The 14039-nt window shown below is 70.9% G+C and carries 15 protein-coding genes; 7 read left to right on the top strand and 8 right to left on the bottom strand.

From position 1 onward, the window contains the following. Positions 1-5: 5 nt before the first annotated feature. Positions 6-1007, bottom strand: a complete 1002-nt coding sequence (locus ABD743_RS09505) for a PaaX family transcriptional regulator (RefSeq protein ID WP_344720842.1) — start codon at positions 1005-1007, stop codon at positions 6-8. A 224-nt stretch (positions 1008-1231) separates the two neighbouring features. Between ABD743_RS09505 and ABD743_RS09500 the strand changes: the two genes are divergently transcribed. The 6 genes from ABD743_RS09500 to ABD743_RS09475 are packed head-to-tail and all read left to right on the top strand — an operon-like array spanning position 1232 to position 6415. Continuing rightward, a complete protein-coding gene (locus ABD743_RS09500; RefSeq protein WP_344720840.1) occupies positions 1232-2731 on the top strand; it encodes a 2-hydroxymuconic semialdehyde dehydrogenase in 1500 nt (499 codons plus the stop codon). Next, entirely contained in the window at positions 2728-3600 is an 873-nt protein-coding gene (locus tag ABD743_RS09495) for a 2-keto-4-pentenoate hydratase (RefSeq protein ID WP_344720838.1), read from the top strand. Before ABD743_RS09500 ends, ABD743_RS09495 begins: the two co-directional genes overlap by 4 nt. Then, the gene (locus ABD743_RS09490) at positions 3597-4403 is read left to right on the top strand and encodes a 2-keto-4-pentenoate hydratase (RefSeq protein ID WP_344720837.1); all 807 of its coding nucleotides are present in this window, start codon (positions 3597-3599) and stop codon (positions 4401-4403) included. The genes ABD743_RS09495 and ABD743_RS09490 overlap by 4 nt, the downstream gene beginning before the upstream one ends. Continuing rightward, the gene (locus tag ABD743_RS09485) at positions 4400-4855 is read left to right on the top strand and encodes a RidA family protein (RefSeq protein WP_344720834.1); all 456 of its coding nucleotides are present in this window, start codon (positions 4400-4402) and stop codon (positions 4853-4855) included. The genes ABD743_RS09490 and ABD743_RS09485 overlap by 4 nt, the downstream gene beginning before the upstream one ends. Then, positions 4852-5373, top strand: coding sequence for a 3-hydroxyanthranilate 3,4-dioxygenase (locus ABD743_RS09480; protein ID WP_344720831.1), 522 nt, complete (start codon positions 4852-4854; stop codon positions 5371-5373). The genes ABD743_RS09485 and ABD743_RS09480 overlap by 4 nt, the downstream gene beginning before the upstream one ends. 1 nt (position 5374) lies before the next feature. Continuing rightward, positions 5375-6415 carry an amidohydrolase family protein gene (locus tag ABD743_RS09475; protein WP_344720829.1) on the top strand — a complete coding sequence of 347 codons (1041 nt, stop codon included), beginning with the start codon at positions 5375-5377 and terminating at the stop codon, positions 6413-6415. A 22-nt stretch (positions 6416-6437) separates the two neighbouring features. Here ABD743_RS09475 and ABD743_RS09470 read toward each other — a convergent pair whose 3' ends face one another. Genes ABD743_RS09470 through ABD743_RS09440 form a run of 7 tightly spaced genes read right to left on the bottom strand, consistent with a single transcriptional unit; the run spans position 6438 to position 12098 of the window. Further along, positions 6438-7421 (bottom strand): LysR substrate-binding domain-containing protein, encoded by a 984-nt coding sequence (locus tag ABD743_RS09470; RefSeq protein ID WP_344720827.1) that lies wholly within the window; start codon positions 7419-7421, stop codon positions 6438-6440. Beyond that, positions 7421-9148: an amidohydrolase gene (locus tag ABD743_RS09465; protein ID WP_344720825.1), complete on the bottom strand. Its 1728-nt coding sequence runs from the start codon at positions 9146-9148 to the stop codon at positions 7421-7423. Before ABD743_RS09465 ends, ABD743_RS09470 begins: the two co-directional genes overlap by 1 nt. Further along, entirely contained in the window at positions 9145-10104 is a 960-nt protein-coding gene (locus ABD743_RS09460) for a CobW family GTP-binding protein (RefSeq protein WP_344720823.1), read from the bottom strand. Before ABD743_RS09460 ends, ABD743_RS09465 begins: the two co-directional genes overlap by 4 nt. A gap of 2 nt (positions 10105-10106) precedes the next feature. Further along, on the bottom strand, positions 10107-10457 hold the full coding sequence (gene fdxA, locus ABD743_RS09455) for a ferredoxin (protein WP_344720821.1): 351 nt from the start codon (positions 10455-10457) through the stop codon (positions 10107-10109). A 51-nt stretch (positions 10458-10508) separates the two neighbouring features. Beyond that, the gene (locus ABD743_RS09450; RefSeq protein ID WP_344720819.1) at positions 10509-11075 is read right to left on the bottom strand and encodes a cupin domain-containing protein; all 567 of its coding nucleotides are present in this window, start codon (positions 11073-11075) and stop codon (positions 10509-10511) included. Next, the gene (locus tag ABD743_RS09445) at positions 11072-11794 is read right to left on the bottom strand and encodes a hypothetical protein (protein WP_344720818.1); all 723 of its coding nucleotides are present in this window, start codon (positions 11792-11794) and stop codon (positions 11072-11074) included. Before ABD743_RS09445 ends, ABD743_RS09450 begins: the two co-directional genes overlap by 4 nt. A 40-nt stretch (positions 11795-11834) precedes the next feature. Continuing rightward, positions 11835-12098 carry a hypothetical protein gene (locus tag ABD743_RS09440; RefSeq protein ID WP_344720816.1) on the bottom strand — a complete coding sequence of 88 codons (264 nt, stop codon included), beginning with the start codon at positions 12096-12098 and terminating at the stop codon, positions 11835-11837. 409 nt (positions 12099-12507) lie between these two features. Between ABD743_RS09440 and ABD743_RS09435 the strand changes: the two genes are divergently transcribed. Further along, positions 12508-14037 (top strand): carboxylesterase/lipase family protein, encoded by a 1530-nt coding sequence (locus ABD743_RS09435; protein ID WP_344720814.1) that lies wholly within the window; start codon positions 12508-12510, stop codon positions 14035-14037. Positions 14038-14039 lie beyond the last annotated feature (2 nt).

The raw sequence follows: 14039 nt of genomic DNA, 5'->3' as shown, positions 1-14039 counted from the left end.
TTGCACTATCCATGACGGTCGTCAAGTTCGAAGTCATGGATTGCACGACGGGAAGCCGACGGCCGTGTCGCGAGTGCGTCCGATCTGTCGTCGATCACGGCAGTGGTGTGGGACCGGACCGCCGCAGCAAGTTCCGGCGCGTAGCCGTCTAGGATCTGCTGGACCCGCACGACGGCGATCGGCGCGAGGCTGTCGTACAGCTCCGCGAACAGACTGCGCGCCGCGGCCCGCGGCCACTCCGACGGCAACAGCTCCGCCGGCAGCTCCGGGTCGAGCCTCGGGAACCCGCGCCACGCATCCATCACCCGCGTGCGTACGACGAGCGCCTCGGCCGTGCCGACGCCGCCCGCGCGCATCCGCTCCGCGAGCTCACGAAACTCCGCGACGAACGCGTTGTACTCCGCACACAGACCATCGAGGTCCCACGCCGCGAGCAGCTCCTCGCCCTGATCGGGCGCACCGCCGACGAAGACGCTCGCACGGTCGATGCCGAGCTCAGCCAGCTCCCGCCGAACCGCCTCGATCGGGCGATGCGGCGAGACCCACACACCGTCGTAGAGCGGCGCGAAGCCCAGCCACGACAGCCTCGCGCGCAGCAGATGACGCAGCTGACGCTCGCGCTCGGGCACCGAGAAGCAGACGAGGGTCCAGCTCCCGTCCCACGGTCGGACGTCGACGCCGAACCGCAGGATGCGCTGCCGTCCTTCCACGAGCACCTGCGCGGCGTGCTCGCTGAGCCTGTAGTGCGTGTGCCGTCCGGTGCGGGAGGACTCGAGCAGGCCGCGCCGCTGCAACCGGCTGAGCGCCGCCCGCGCACTCGCGTCGGTCACGCCGAACTCGGCCAGCAGCTGCACGAGCGCTGCCGAAGGGAGGTGCTCGCGGTGCCCGTACCAGTAGTCGCCGAGCAGCGTGAGCAGCAGATGCTGCGGTTGCAGCCGCTCGCTCATGCCAGCCGCCGGCTCACGTTGCAGGGCGCGAGCGTCGCCGTTCTCATGCCGGATACCCATGACGATATATTAGACGACCGTCACATTTCGAGTTGTATGTCGCAGCACCACCGCGTGGCTCGCGGGGCGGTCCGCCGGGCTGGGCCCGTCCCACGCCATCCGGTGGCAGGCCTGCCTCGGACTTACCTGAACAGGCATACCCGCGCCCGGAATGCGCATTGGACCTGCATCGCGTGTCGACCCGACGATGAACGGCGTCGGTCCCTCCGCACCTCGTCCGCCGCGTGGGAAGGGCCTCCGACGAGTCCCCCGACAGCCGGCGAGAGGCGATGATGCTCCAGATCAGGAACTACGTCGGCGGACGGTTCGTCGACGGCGCGAGCACCTTCCCCGACGTCGACCCGACCACCGGCACCACTGTCGCCGAGGTGCATGAGGCAGACGCCCCGCTCGTCGACCAGGCCGTCCTGGCGGCCCGTGCAGCGCACGAGGGGCCCTGGGGACGTACCACGGTGGCCGATCGCTGCCGCCTCCTGCGCCGGTTGGCCGACCTCGTCGACGCGAGGGCCGAGGACCTGGTGCGCGCGGAGGTCATCGACACGGGCAAGCCGGCGGCCACTGCCCGCAGCCTCGACGTCGCCCGCGCCGCGGCCAACCTCCGCTCGTTCGCCGATACGGCAGCGGCCGAGGGTATGGAGTCCTACCTGCTCGAACACCCCGGAGGCCAGGCGCTGAACTACGCGCTGCGCAAGCCGCTCGGAGTGGTCGCCGTGATCGTCCCGTGGAACCTCCCGCTGCTCCTGCTCACCTGGAAGCTGGCGCCGGCCCTGGCGTGCGGGAACACGGTGGTGGTGAAGCCGTCCGACGAGACCCCGGCATCCGCGACGCTGCTCGCGGAGCTCGTCGAGGAGGCGGGCTTCCCCGCCGGGGTCTACAACGTCGTCCACGGCCGCGGAGCCGGCTCGGCCGGTGAGTTCCTCACCGGTCACCCCGCCGTCGACGGGGTGACCTTCACCGGGTCCTCGGCCACCGGGGCCGCGATCATGCGAGCAGTGGCGCCGCGGGTGCGGCCCGTGTCCTTCGAGCTCGGCGGCAAGAACGCCGCCGTGGTGTTCGCCGACGCCGACCTCGACGCAACGCTCGACGGCCTCGCGCGGTCGGTGTTCGCCAACACCGGCCAGGTCTGTCTCTGCACGGAGCGCGTCTACGTCGAACGCGGCGTCTTCGAGGACGTGTGCGCCGGGCTCGTCAAACGCGCGGAAGCGCTGCACCTGGGCGCTCCCGACGACGAGCGCACGACGACCGGGCCGCTGATCTCCGCCGCCCACCGCGCGAAAGTCCTGCGCTATCTGCGGCTGGCGGAGGAGTCGGGGGCGCAGGTGCGCACCGGCGGGGACGTCCCGGACATGCCGGACGCACTGAGCGGCGGCTGGTGGCTGCGGCCCACGCTCTGGACCGGACTCACCAACGCCGACCGCGTCATGCGCGACGAGGTCTTCGGTCCGGTGGCCGGGCTGATCCCGTTCGACGACGAGGACGAGGCCGTCCACCTGGCCAACGACACCGAGTACGGCCTGGCCGCGGCCGTGTGGACCAGTGACCTGCGCCGCGGCCACCGCGTGGCACAGCGGATGGACGTAGGGATCGCGTGGGTCAACACCTGGTTCCTGCGCGAGCTGCGGTCCCCGTTCGGGGGGACCGGCCTGTCCGGGATCGGCCGCGAGGGCGGCCGGCATTCCCTCGACTTCTACACGGAGACGACGAACGTGTGCGTGGCCCTGTGACTGCCAACGACGCTGTGACCGACAACGGCACCGTGACCGACGACGACACCCCCGACCGCCGCAAAGCCGTCCTGGTCGCCGCCGAACGGCTGTGGGACGCGCGGGTGAGCGCGACCCCGTGTACCCCTGTGCGCGACGTGCTCGGCGCCGCCAACGTCGATGCGGCGTACGCGGTGCAGGAACTCGTGCTGGAGCGCCGGACGGCGACAGGTCGGCGCCTCGTCGGCCGCAAGATCGGCCTGACCTCACCTGCCGTCCAGGCCCAGCTCGGGGTGGACCAGCCGGACTTCGGGCCGATCCTCGACACGATGGTGCGGGCCGACGGGGAGCACGTGCACCGCAGCGAGTTCCTGCAGCCCCGGGTGGAGGGCGAGGTGGCGTTCGTACTGGGAGCCGACCTCGACGACCCCCGCTCGACCGTCGTCGACGTCCTGCGCGCGACCGACTTCCTGCTGCCGGCGATCGAGGTCGTCGACTCCCGCATCGCCGGCTGGGACATCGCCATCACCGACACGATCGCCGACGATGCGTCATCCGGGGCCGTGGTCCTCGGCACGACTCCGGTGTCGCCACGCGGGCTGGACCTCACCGAGGTGGCCCTCGCGCTCGAACACGACGGCGAACTCGTCTCCAGCGGCGTCGGGGCGGCGTGCCTCGGCTCCCCCGCCCGGGCCGTCACGTGGCTCGCGCGCGAGTCCGCGCGCCGGGGCCGTCCGCTGCGCGCGGGCGAGGTCGTGCTCTCCGGTGCCCTCGGCCCGATGGCCGATCTCACCCGTCCCGGGCGCTATCGCGCGGAGCTGTCCGGGCTGGGGCACGTCGAGCTGCTGCTGGTCGACGACGAGCCGAGCCACAGGGAGGCGACGCGATGACGGTCCCGGGCGTGCAGCACGTGGCCCGACTCCTGGAGGACGCGGCACGCACGCGGACACCGCTGTCCCCCCAGGCCGAGCTGCCCGACCTCGACCTGGCCGAGGCGTATGCCGTGCAGCGAGTCCTCGTCGGGAACCGCGAGTCGCTCGGCGACCCGCGCGTCGGCGTCAAGCTCGGGTTCACCAGTACGGCCAAGATGCGGCAGATGGGCGTGGACGACGTCATCGTCGGCGCGCTCACCGCCCGCATGCGGGTGCGCGAAGGCGGCCGGATCGACCGGTCGCTGCTGATCCACCCGCGCGTCGAGCCGGAGATCGCCTTCCGGCTGTCCCGCGACGTCGACCCGGCCGACCCGCGAGCCGATCTGGTGAGCGCCCTCGACGCGGTCGCCCCCGCCGTCGAGCTGATCGACTCCCGCTTCTCCGGGTTCGCCTTCGACCTGCCGCGCGTCGTGGCCGACAACACCTCGGCCGCCGCGTTCGCCGTCGGGCACTGGATGCCGCTCGACACCGCACTGTGGACGCACCTGGCGAACGCGGCGGTCACGCTGTCGATCGCCGGGCGGCCGGTGGCCTTCGGGTCGACCGCCGCCGTCCTCGGCGACCCGCGCCGGATCGGCGCCGCCCTGCTGGGGATCGCCGCCGAGCACGCCATCCCGCTACGGGCCGGGGACATCGTGCTCGCCGGAGCCGCCACCGCGGCGCTCCCGGTCGACACCGCGCACGTCGAGGCGCGGGTCGCCGGGCTCGGGCGGGTCGCGCTCACGATCACCGGCACGCGGGACGGCGGGGAGCGCACATGACCGAGTCGCACCTGGTCGTGGCGGGCAAGGCCCGGCCACGGGGGCGGTTCCCGCACGCACGCAGGGCAGGACCGTTCCTGTACGTGTCCGGAACGAGCAGCCGGCTGCCCAGCAACGAGATCGTCGGAGCTCGGGTCGACGCGATGGGCACCGTCGACCTGGACATCCGCGCGCAGACAGCGGCGGTGATCGAGAACATCCGCGACGTCCTGCGCGCCGGCGGCGCCGATCTGAACGATCTCGTCCAGATCACCGCCTACCTCGTCAGCATGAACGACTTCGGTGGCTACAACGAGGTCTACGGCCGCTACTTCGACGAGACCGGTCCGGCGCGCACCACCGTCGCGGTCCACCAGCTGCCGCATCCGCACCTGCTGATCGAGATCCAGGCTGTGGCGTACACCGGCCGGCTCGACCCGACGCCCCTCTCCCCGACAGGAGGAACACCATGACCGACACCGGTGCGCCCGTGGACTTCACACAGTGGATCGCCGAGCACGAGCCCTCGCTCAAGCCGCCGGTCAACAACAAGGCGCTCTTCACCGGCAGGGACTTCATCGTGCAGGTGGTCGGGGGTCCCAACCAGCGGACCGACTTCCACGTGGACCCCTACGAGGAGTGGTTCCACCAGATCAAGGGCGACATGCACATCGACGTGATCACCGACGATGGGCCGCGGACCGTGCACGTCCGGGAGGGTCAGACCTGGCTCCTGCCGGGCCACGTCCCGCACTCGCCGCAGCGCCCGCAGGCAGGGTCGATCGGCCTGGTGATCGAGCGGGTCCGCGAGGAGGGCACCCTGGAGAAGTTCCAGTGGTACTGCGCGGAGTGCGGAGGTCTCGTCCACGAGGTCGAGCTCCAGGTCCGCGACATCGTGGCCGACCTCCCGCCGGTCTTCACCGCCTTCTACGCCGACGAGAAGGCCCGCACCTGTGGCAAGTGCGGTGCGCTGCACCCCGGGAAGGGCTGAGGTGGACCCACGGGGAACCGTCGACGTCCACTCCCACTACGTCCCGCGCGGCTGGCCGCTGCTGCCGGGGGGACCGGATGCGCCGCGGCTGGAGATCCGCAGCGAGCGCGACGCGATGATCATGCTGGGCACCCGCGAGTTCCGCCGGGTCGGCGCCGACGCCTGGGACCCCGGTATCCGGCTCGCCGACATGGACGACGACGGCGTGGCCGTGCAGGTGCTCTCGCCGACCCCGGTGTTCTTCTCCTACGACGCGGCGCCGGGCGCCGCCACGAAGATCGCGCGGATCTTCAACGAGCTCGCGCTCGAGATCACGAGCGCGTCCCCGCGGCTCGTGCCCTTCTGCCAGGTCCCCCTGCAGGACATCGACGCGGCGTGTGCCGAGCTCGAACGCAGCCTCGCCGACGGACACGTCGGTGTGGAGATCGGCAACCACGTCGGCGACGAGGATCTGGACGCCGGCGGAATTCGGACATTCCTCCAGCACTGCGCGCGGCTCGGCGTCCCCGTGTTCGTGCACCCGTGGGACATGCCGCAGTCGCCACGGCTGGACCGATGGATGGCCCAGTGGTTGGTCGGCATGCCCGCCGAGACCCACCTGTCGATGCTGGCGCTGGTGCTCGGCGGTGTGTTCGACGACGTCAGCGAGGACCTGCGGATCTGCTTCGCCCACGGTGGCGGCTCGTTCGCCTACTGGCTCGGGCGCATGGACAACGCCTGGCACCAGCGACCTGACGTCATCGCGACGTCGAAGGCACCGCCGTCGTCCTACGTGGGCCGGTTCAGCGTCGACAGCGTCGTCTTCCGGCCGGAGTCCCTGCGGTTGCTGGTCGACACGCTGGGGGTCGGCTCGGTGATGGTCGGCAGCGACTACCCGTACCCGCTGGGAGAACGTCCGGTAGGAGCCGTGGTGGACCGGTCGCCTTTCCTCGACGACGACCAGCGTGCGCTGATCCGGCGGGGGAACGCCGAGCGGTTCCTGGGTGTCGAGCTCCCGACGCTCTCGCCCTCGTCGGGGCGGGCGGCCGCGCCGGCGACATGACCGGAGACCCGGACGGCCGAGGTCAGGGAGAAATCCGCTCCACGGCCTCGGCTGTCCGGGTGTCGTGCACCCTCCGGGCGGCCTCGAGCGGGCCGGCGGCCCGGACCAGGCAGAAGATGAACGCCAGTGATGCCGGGTTGAGGCGCCGTCCCGTGCTCATCGTCGCGCCGACGGTCTGCCGGATCCCCGCGAGACCGATGTCGAGGACCGTGAGCCGCTCGTCCTCCTGGGCGATCAGCGTCGGCAGGAAGGCGACGAAGTCGCCGTCGATGAGGAGCTGGCGGACCGTCAGGAACGCCGTCGACTCGACGACGTTCTGCGGCACGCTGATCCGGCGGCTTAAGAAGTACTCCTCCAGCTCCCGGCGCAGCACCGTCTCGGGCCCGGGCAGGATCCACGGGTGCTCGCTCAGGTCCTCCGAGCGCACCGCAGCCCGGCCCGCCAGCGCGTGCTGCGCGCCGACCACGGCCGTGATCGGCTCGTGGTACAGGTGGCGCTGTGTCATCCCGGCCGGAGGCGGCGACGTGAGCCGTCCGACGATGAGGTCGACCTGACCGGATTCGAGCTCCAGCAGCAGCGACTCCGGTGTCCCTTCGCGGGTGACGACCGTGACGAGCGGGCTCTGCGCCTTGAACGCGGCGATGGCCCGCGGAACGAGCAGGTTGGCGCCCACCAGGTGCGAACCCACGATCACCCGGCCACGACGCGCGTCGGCGATCTCGTCGAGGTGCCGCGCCGCCTGGCTGATCTGGGCGAGGACGGCACAGGAGTGCTCGACGAACGCCGCACCGAACTCGGTCGGAGTGACCCCGCGCGAGGTGCGTTCGAACAGCGTGACGCCGAGGATCTCCTCGAGCTCGCGCAGCCGCCGGGTCAGCACGGGCTGGGTGACGTGCAGCGCGTTGGCCGCGGCGACGATGCTCTGGTGCTGGGTCAGCGTCTGGACCAGCACCAGATGTCGGATCTTGAGCCGCCCGTCGAGCAGACGGCTCTCCCGGCCGTTCATCAGACCGTGGCGGCCGAGTGCTCGTGGACCGTCCGCCCGCCCACGATGGTCTCGAGCACGCGCAGGTCCAGGAACTCGCTGTCCGGCACGTCGAGGACATCGCCGGAGAGGATCACCAGGTCGGCGAGCTTGCCCGGCTCGATGGACCCCTTGAGGTGCTCCTCGAACGTCGCGTAGGCGTTGTTGGCGGTCCAGATGCGCAACGCCTCCATGCGGCTGACCTTCTCCTCGGGCATGAGCTCGCCGGCCAGGGTGTCCTGGGAGAACGTCGTCCACAGCCCGAGCAGCGGCCGCTGCAGGTCGTACGGGATGGCCGGGGTGTCCGTCCCGCCCGTGACGAGCAGGCCCGCGTCGAGCCAGGAACGGACGGGCTGCCCCCACTCCCGCACGGTGTGCTCCAGCGGCGTCAGGTCGCTGTCGTGCGCCACCAGCTTCAGGGCCTCCATGGTCTTGTGCATCTCCATGGCCCGCCCCGCCCCGAAGTAGGCGAGCATCGGGTTCGCCGCGATGATGACGCCGAGCTTGCGCAGCCGCTCGTGGTGCACCGGGTTGATGAGACCGAAGGCGTGCTCGTAGCTCCAGCGCTTCCCGGCCAGCGGGCTCTCGGCATCGGCGGCCTCCAGCGCGTCGAGGATCACCGTGATGTCGTCGCCGAGGTCGCCGGGCGTCCCGTGGATCGCGAAGCGCCAACCGAGCCGGTTGCCCTCACGGATGACGTGGTCGAGCTTGCGCGGCGTCGTCGTCCAGTAGCCGTAGTTCTGCGCGACGAGCTTGAGCCCGCCGATGCGCACCCACTCGTTGCCGAAGCCCTGCCGGGGTCCGAAGTAGGCACGCAGGGTCTCGGTGATCCGCTCGATGCTCCAGTGCTGCATCGGCAGCCCGAGCAGGAGGTCCATCCGGACCGTCGCGTCACCGTCGCGCGCCACCTCGACGTAGGCGTCGAGGTCCCACACCGACGTGCCCATGTCCCGGGTCCCGGTGATCCCGGCCGCGTTGAGCGTGCGCATCTGCGCGACGACGGCCCGCTTCGAGGTCTCCCGGTCGTACTGCAGCAGGTCCCACAGCTGCGGCTCCTGGCCGAGCCGCACCCACCACGCCCGCCGCGCCAGATCCCCGGCTCCGACGATCAGGTGCCCGGTCGGGACGCCCTCCTCGTCGCGCACGATGTGGCCCTCTGACAGCTCGTCGGTGCCGTCGGGGTCCGGGGTGGAGGGCCCGATACCCGCCATCTCCAGCGCCAATGTGTTGACGATGACGTTGCGGCCACCGTCGGCGATGTAGACCGGGTTGTCCGGGGCCACGGTGTCGAGGTCGTGCCGGTTCGGGAAGCGGCCGTCCTCGATACCGCCGCGGTAGAGGCACGACGTCGTCACCCACTCCCCCGGCTTCGCGTCCCGCACCGCATCGCGGATCCGAGCGAGGATCTCCGGGATCGACCGGGCCGTCGCGACGTCGACCTTGGCTCCGACCTCCGCCGCCTCGAACCCCGCCATCATCGGGTGGGTGTGGTTGTCGATGAGGCCGGGGATCACCGAGGTGCCCCGCAGGTCGACCTCCCGCGTCCCGCGCCCGGCCAGAGCCCGCACCTCGCGGTCGCTGCCCACCGCGACGATCCGGTCGTCCGCAATGGCCACCGCCTCGGCCACGGACGATCGCGCGTCCACGGTCACGATCTTCCCGCCGTGCAGGATCGTGTCCGGAACCAGCCGCCCTGAATCGATCTTCACGCCACCACGTCCTTCCCGCTCACCCGCGCCGTGCAGGCGATGAGTGCTTTCGAGGCGCGGTCCGCTCCCGTGCCGAACAGCACGAGGACCGCGTCGTTGTCCTGGAGCACCCGCCCCACCGTCGGCGGGGCGAGCCGGAACGTCGTGCGCGCCCCGACCCGGTCGACCACCAGCGGAGGCCCGCCCCCGTCGAAGGTCACCAGGCCCTTCACCCGCACGACGCTCGGGCCGAGCCCGTCGATCCAGCTCATGAACCGTGCCCGGTCGAGCGGCTCCGGCACCGAGAGCGTCACGACGGGCAGCGTCATGTGCTCCCGGGCCTCGGGTTCGGGCACGTCGCGCCGGCGGGCCGGGACGGCCTGGGGAGCGAGCAGCGACGCGACGGCGTCCACCGCCTCACCGCCGCGGACCGCCGGCGCGACCGAGTTGATCATCGTGAGCCGCGAGGGGATCAACTCGACGTCCGCGGCGGGCGCCACCGCGGTCTTGGACAGCACGAACAGGTCGGCGGCCACCATCTGCCGGTAGGCGACGGTCGCGTGCCGCAGGTTCGCGTCGAACTCCTGGCAGTCGACCACCGTGACGACCCCGACCAGCGCCAACGGGGTGTCCGTCCGGTTGTTCGCGACGACCTCGACGACCGCGGTCGGGTCGGCCAGGCCGCTGGTCTCCACGACGATGCCGTCCAGCCGGTCCGCCCGCGCCGTCAGCGCGGCCAGCGCCGCTTCGAGGTCGCCAGTGTTGCGGCAGCACAGGCAGCCGTCGGCGAGCTCGACCACGTCGTCGGTGCTCTCCTCGATCAGCGCACCGTCGATGCCGATCTCGCCGAAATCGTTGACCACCACGCCGAGCCGCGCACCGGCGGCGCCGCGCAGCACCCTGTTGACCAGCGTCGTCTTCCCACTGCCCAGGAACCCCGTGATCACCAGGACGGGCAGCACCGTGCGGTAGGCCATGCTCAGACGGCGGGATCGCGTGGCTCGAGCGCGGCCACGAGCTCGGTGTCCACGCCCACCGGACCGAAGTCCTCCGCCCCGCCCGGGCTCCCGATCGGCTCGTTGCGGCCGGGGAGGGGCTCGGCGAAGAAGCGGATGTTGTCGGCGACGTGCGCCGCGTACTGCTCTGGGGTCTGCTTGTCGAGCGTGATGGCGTCGACCGGGCACACCGTCTCGCACTGACCGCAGTCGATGCACTCGTCAGGGTTGATGTACATCTTCCGCTCGCCCTGGTAGATGCAGTCGACCGGACACTCCGCGACACACGAGCGGTCCATCTTGTCGACGCAGGGCTCCGAGATCACGTAGGGCATCGCCTGCCTCCTCTCCTGCTCATCCGGCCGCGATATCGACCGCGGCCGGCGTCATGCCTTCAGCACGTCGGCGACGTCGTTCCAGGCGACCTCGGAGAGATCGACGGGATCCGCGACCGCGCCGCACCTCGTGCAGGTCCGCTGCTCGATCGAACCGTTGAACTCGACGGCCACGTCCCAGTACTTCTGCTGCGGGACATCCGCGACGAACTCGACGGAATGCAGCAGCGCGTTGCACGAGGTACAGAAGAACGCGGCGGCCTCGGTGACGGGGGCGGCCGCCTTGAGGCGCACCTGCAACGCCTCGGTGTCCGGCAGCACCCGCGACGGCATCCGGGCGGGCAGGTAGGTGACGGTGCCGGCCTCGAAGTCGAGGGTCTTCACGCCGCTCGGCGTGCGGAACTCGACCGTGCCCGTGCCGGCCATCGTCACCAGCAGCTCGTCGCGGGCGGTGACCAGGTGGAAGGGCTGGGCGACGCTGTTGCGGCTCAGGTGCGGCGCCGGGTCGACGCCCACGGCGGCGAGGGGGAAGTCGTCGTAGGAGCCCCAGGTCTTCTTCCCCTCCTTGAAGATGTTGATCGTCTTCTTGCGCATGGGATACTCACGTGCGGCGGTCATCGCGCGATCTCCCCGCCGAAGCCCGCCTCGGCGCCGGCCTTCTCGATATCGCCGCGTGCCCGGTTGGCCAGCTCGATGTACTGGGTGTATCGCCTCCAGCCGGCGATGTAGTTCGGGAACTCCTCGTTGTGGTGTCCGCACGCCGAGCAGATCCGGTCGGTCTCGTTGAACGCATCGACCGCATCGGCGTACAGCCGGATGTTCGGCAGCTCCTGGTAGTACGGGTGCGGCGGGCCCACGTGCATGTCGACGTCGAGGCGGAAGATCACCTCGTTGCACTCCGAGCAGCGGAAGATCTTGGCCTCGTTCTGCGGCGCGGCGTCGCGCATCCGGATGGCGATGATGCACATCTGGTACGCCTGCATCACCGGAGCCTTGGGCTTGTTGAGGAACATCGTCACACCGTGCGTGGTGTCCTGGATGTGGACATGCCCCGTCTTCAGCGGCGCACCCTCGGAGGCCATGCTGATGACGACTTCCTGCTGGTCGTTGTAATGGTAGAAGTGAAACCGCGGCATGTCGGGAATCGAGTACGAGAACGCGGTGACCGGCACCATGTCGCCCGGCCCGAAGAAGTTGAACATCTCCTTCTGCTGCTGCATCCCCTGATGGGTCAGCATGTGCTCGAAGCTGTTGGCCGCGCGCGGCTCCTTCGTGGGGCCACCCTCGCCGAACCACTCCAGGGTTTCCTGGACGGGCGGGTCGATCTGAACGGTCATTGCGGTTGTCTCCTCCCGGACGGGAACGGAACGGAACGAGTCAGACGGACGCGGTCAGCTCCGCGAGCGAGGTCTCGTACTGGATCTTCGCGATCTCGTCGAACGGCCAGCCGAGCCGCTCCATCTCCAGCTCCACCTGGTCCGCGTTCTCTGCCTCGTAGATGTTCACGATCGTCCCGTCGACGAGGTTGGCGTAGGCGTGCACGAAGGTCGCGTGCTCGTTCTTGACGATCTCCGGGGCGGACTCACCGAACTGCTCGGGGGTCACGCCGGGCGCGTGCAGAATCACGAGGAACTTGGCCATGGATGTCTCCTGGAGAGAAGCGGTGCGCGGATACCGGGTCGCGGACCGCGACGCCGGTACCGGCGCCGGCCGATCGCCGATCTTCCCGACGGTGACGCCGGATACCTGTTGTTCGAACCATATCGACAGGGCCTCGCCAGAACACGGGTATCCGACACCCCGAGCCGGAACAGGTATCCCCGCGGGTAAGAAACGGGTAGGTCTACCCCTTGACGAAAAGGGCCTTCCCGGGCGCGTTGTCGATCCGCTGGCCCGCCGCTACAGTCCGGTCCACCGCTTGCGCCCTTCGTCCCGGCTGGGATGTGTGCCCGCCTGCGGTCCCGACCCCGTTGCGCCCGTGCGGACCCGTGTCCCCGCAGCCGGCCGCGCGACCGGTGTCCGTGTTCCGACCACACCCCGGGAGCTGCCGATGACCGACACCGAACCGACCGCCCGGACGACCGCGGGGGTGGTACGTGGCCGGACCGAGAACAGATTGCAGGTCTTCCGCGGCGTCCCCTACGCCCGCCCGCCCATCGGTGAGCGGCGCTGGCTGCCCGCCGAACCCGCCGTCCCCTGGTCCGGAGTGCGCGACGCGTCTGCCGACGGCCCCTTCTGCCCCCAGCCGGGACGCGGACCCGTCCCGTCCCTGCTCGGTTACACGATCGACCCGGCCGCCATGTCCGAGGACTGCCTCACCCTCACCGTCTGGACCCCGGGTGCCGACGACCGCCGCAGGCCCGTCGTCGTCTGGATCCACGGCGGCGGATTCCTCACCGGCGCAGGCAGCCTGCCCCTCTACTCCGGGGCGTCGCTGGCCGAGCACGGCGATGTGGTCGTCGTGGCGATCAACTACCGGGTCGGTCCCTTCGGCTACCTCGACTGCCACCCGGACGACCGGTCAGCGGGCAACCGCGGCCTGACCGACCAGGCGCTGGCCCTGCAGTGGATCACCGACAACGTCGCGGCGTTCGGCGGCGACCCGGGGAACGTCACCGCCGTCGGCCAGTCCGGCGGGGCGTGGTCGATCCTGACCCTGCTCGGGATGCCGGACGCACCTCCGCTGCGGCGCGCGATCCTGCAGAGCCCCCCGCTGGGCTCGCCGATGCGGACCACCGACGACGAGATGCGGATCCGGGAGCTCTACCGGTCCGTCCTCGGCGTCGGTGACGACGCCACGCTGCGGGCGCTGCCGGCGAGCGCGCTGATCGCAGCGGTGCCGGAGATGATCGGCCGCACCGCGGAGTGGGGCCGCTACCTGCCGGTCTTCCAACCCCACGTCGACGGCCGGTACCTGCTCGCCTCGGTCTGGGACGACGTGCCGACGCACTCCCCCCACACCGAGATCATGATCGGGTGGACGAGCAGGGAGTTCGCGTTCTTCTTCGGACGCGAGCCGAGGCCGGAGGACGCGCCGCCTGCCCGGCTCGTCGAGCGGATGCGGTGGAGCTTCGGAGACGCCGCGGACAAGGCCCTGGACCGCTACCGGGACCTCTACCGGACGGACTCGGTGCAGGAGCTTCTCACCTGCTACGCGGGCGATGAGATGTTCCGGATCCCGTGTCTCGACCGGGCGGCGGCACTCTCCGCGGGCGGCCTCTCCGTTCACGCCTACGAGTTCGGCCTGTCGTTGCCCGGCAGCACGGCGGCGTTCGGCGGGGCGCACTGCCTCGAGCTCCCGTTCGTGCTCGGCACGTTCGACGCGATGCGCCGCGGCGACGCGGTGCTGACCCGTGACGTCGACGCGGACACCGCACGAGCGGCGACGGACGCCATGCGGTCCGCGTGGCTCGCGTATGCCCGCGACGGCGATCCCGCTGTCGGGGCGACCGCGGGTTGGGCCCCGTTCACGGCGGACGCCCCGAACGGCATGGTGTTCTGCGAGGCGGGGGCGGTGGCAGCCCCCACCGGCGACCTCGACGCACCGTTGCGCGCCGTATGGGACGACCTGCGCGTGTGACC

This window comes from Pseudonocardia yunnanensis (assembly GCF_039534065.1).
GTDB classification, from domain to species: Bacteria; Actinomycetota; Actinomycetes; order Mycobacteriales; family Pseudonocardiaceae; genus Pseudonocardia; species Pseudonocardia yunnanensis.
This window is presented reverse-complemented; position numbering and strand designations above follow the sequence as displayed.